The sequence below is a fragment of the Geminicoccus flavidas genome (assembly GCF_009806515.1).
Classification (GTDB): Bacteria; Pseudomonadota; Alphaproteobacteria; order Geminicoccales; family Geminicoccaceae; genus Geminicoccus; species Geminicoccus flavidus.
Window position 1 is genome coordinate 1 of record NZ_WUJP01000665.1, and the last position, 2810, is coordinate 2810.

The 2810-nt window shown below is 70.2% G+C and carries 4 protein-coding genes; 1 reads left to right on the forward strand and 3 read right to left on the reverse strand.

Features of this window, described 5'->3' with window-relative positions:
* Positions 1 to 581, forward strand: a 581-nt coding sequence (locus EQG76_RS18880; RefSeq protein WP_159715918.1) for a M24 family metallopeptidase, incomplete at its 5' end; no start/stop codon positions are given.
* 4 nt (positions 582 to 585) lie between these two features.
* On the opposite strand, the gene EQG76_RS18885 is transcribed toward EQG76_RS18880, so the two are convergent.
* From EQG76_RS18885 to EQG76_RS18895, 3 genes are all read right to left on the reverse strand, one after another.
* Complete coding sequence (locus tag EQG76_RS18885; protein WP_159715919.1) at positions 586 to 1452, reverse strand: SHOCT domain-containing protein; 867 nt, start codon at positions 1450 to 1452, stop codon at positions 586 to 588.
* Between the two features lie 106 nt (positions 1453 to 1558).
* Entirely contained in the window at positions 1559 to 2143 is a 585-nt protein-coding gene (locus EQG76_RS18890) for a GNAT family N-acetyltransferase (protein WP_159715920.1), read from the reverse strand.
* Between the two features lie 85 nt (positions 2144 to 2228).
* On the reverse strand, positions 2229 to 2810 hold a 582-nt coding region (locus tag EQG76_RS18895), incomplete at its 5' end, for a methionine ABC transporter permease (protein WP_159715921.1).

The window sequence follows — 2810 nt, forward strand, 5'->3', positions numbered from 1 at the left end:
TCCAGGCGGCCGGCACGCGCGGCCTGGAAGAATATGGTGGCGACTATCCGGCGATCGTGCCGCTAATGCCGACCGGGATCGGCACGTCCTGCCCGCACCTCACCTGGTCAGACGCGCCGTTCCAGGCCCAGACGGGCACCACGATCGAGATCGCCGGGGTCCGGCACCGCTACCACGTCCCGCTGACCCGCACCGTCTATCTGGGCCAGCCGCCGCAGAGGATGGTCGATGCCGCCAAGGTGGTGGTGGAAGGGATCGAGGCGGCGCTGGAGGTGGCCAAGCCCGGGGCCGGCTCGCGCGACGTCCATGCCGCCTGGACCCGCACGATCGGACGGCACGGCTTGGTCAAGGATTCGCGCTGCGGCTACTCGATCGGGCTGAACTTCCCGCCGGACTGGGGCGAGCGCACCATCTCGCTGCGCGCCACCGACGACACGATCCTCCAACCGAACATGACCATCCACTTCATGCCCGGCATCTGGCTGGACGACTGGGGCATCGCAATCTCCGAGCCGATCCGGATCACCGAGACCGGCGTGGAGACCTTCTGCAGCTTCGAGCGCCGGCTGTTCGTGAAGTAGGCCGCTAGAGCCGGGAAAGGAGTTCGGCCTTCTTCGCCTGGAACTCCTCCTCGCTGAGGATGCCCTTCTCCTTCAGCCCGGCCAGGCGCTCGATCGTGGCGAGGACCTGGTCCTGATCGGCGCCGCCGGCACGAGCGGCGGCATTGGCAACCGTGCCCGAACCGGGAACGGCGGGAACCGGCTGAAAGCCCGCCGCATGGGCGGCGCCGGAGGGTGCGGGCTTGGTCTCCACATGGACAGGGGACACGATTGGCAGGTCGGCGACCCGCACCAGCCCGTGCTGGCTGGTGAAGGTCAGAGAGGCGTCGTTGCCCTGTTGCTGGCCAAAGCCGGTGATCTGGTGGTCGCCCGTGTCATAGACGGTGACCCGGCCGCCGATGTCCAGGGCCAGGCGGCGGCTCTGCGGGAAAAACGCATAGCGGAGATGATTCTGGGCACCCGTCGCCGACGGCGTGCCGAGCTCGGCCGGCCAGCCATGGCCGGAACCGCCGGCCCCGAATGCGATGCTTGCGCCGGAGCCGCCATGGGCGTAGCCGGCCTGCATCTGCCGGTCGGCGCCACGCTGTCCCTGGGTCTGACTGGCCGACGCGCGGGTGGCCACCAGCGTCTGGCTGCGCAACTGCCCCGCCAGGTCGTTGCAGGCGGCGTCGACCCGCTGCTTCAGGCCGTGGTTGAGCATGTCGCCGATCATGACCATGCCGCCCGGCGACCACTGGCCCATGCCGCCCAGCTCCTTGTGGCTGAACTGCGCCATCGTGCCGCCGCCTTCAGCCAGCGCCCGGAGCAGAACGGCCGCGGCCTCGGCGGACAGCCCATGCCGCGCCGCCACCTCCTCGACCACCCGGCGGCCTTCCGCGGTCAGATCCTGCATCGACGAGGCCTCCCCTGTGTCGGCGGCGACCGGTTGCCACACTCGTCCGCCCGACCCAGGAAATGGCCCTGCCCGGGTGCTTTTTCCACGAGCGCCGTCGGCGAATTCAGTCGCCGGCAGCGGTTTCGCGCTGCCAGGTCTCCCGGCTCAGCCGGTAGAGCACGTGGTGCCGCATCGGATGGCCGGCCTCGACCGAAGGATGCTCGAAATCGTCCGCCGGATCACGGGTCATGCCCAGGCGCTCCATCACCCCGCGCGAGGGCAGGTTGGCCGGCAGGGTGAAGGCGACGATCTCCGGCAGCCGCAGCTCCCCGAAGCCGAAGCGCAGCGCCTCCTGCGCCGCCTCCAGCGTATAGCCCTTGCGCCAGTAGGGCTTGAGCAGGCGCCAGCCGATCTCTACCGCGGGCGTGAAATGGGCCGGGAAGGTGGCGTTCGCGATGCCGACTGCCCCGATGAAGGCGCCGTCCAGGGTGCGCTCGACTGCCCAGAAGCCCCAGCCATGCTCGGCGATATGCGCCTGCCACGCGTCCATGATCGCGTCGCTGCGCTCGGCGCTGAGCGGCCGCGGGAAGTGCTCCATCACCTCCGGATCGCCGTTCAGCGCCCGGAATGGTGCCCGGTCCGCCTCCTGCCACGGTCGGAGGATCAGCCGCCGGGTCACCAGCCGGCGCGGTTGCGGACGTCCCGCCATAGTCAAAAGGCCCCCGTCGAGCTTGCCTGCCGGCAGCATAGCGGGGCGGGCCCGGCGCAGACAGGCCCGGATCAGCGCCCGGAGATCAGCGGTGATCGAGCCGCGCCACCAGCCGGTCGCCCAGCCATTGGAGGCCGCAGACCAGCACGATCAGCACCGCCACCACCGCCACCATGATCTCGGTCTCGAAGCGCTGGTAGCCGTAGCGGATCGCGAGGTCGCCCAGGCCCCCGGCGCCGATGGCGCCCGCCATGGCCGAGGCGCCAATCAGGGTGATGAGGGTGACGGTGAAGCCGGCCGCCAGGCCCGGCAGGGCTTCGGGCACCAGCACCTCGCGCACGATCGTCCAGCGATTGCCGCCCATGGCGCGCACCGCCTCGACCAAGCCCCGGTCGACCTCGCGCAGCGACACCTCGGCGATCCGCGCATAGTAGGGGATGGCCGCGATCGAGAGCGGCACGATCGCCGCCCAGGTGCCGATCGAGGTGCCGACGATGAAGCGGGTGACCGGGATCAGCGCCACCAGCAGGATGATGAAGGGCACGGAGCGGAAGCCGTTGACGACCGCGCCCAGCAGCCGGTTGACCCACAGGTTCTGGGCGATGCCGCCGCGTTCGGTGACCACCAGGAGCAGACCGATCGGCAGGCCAACCACCAGGGAGATCAA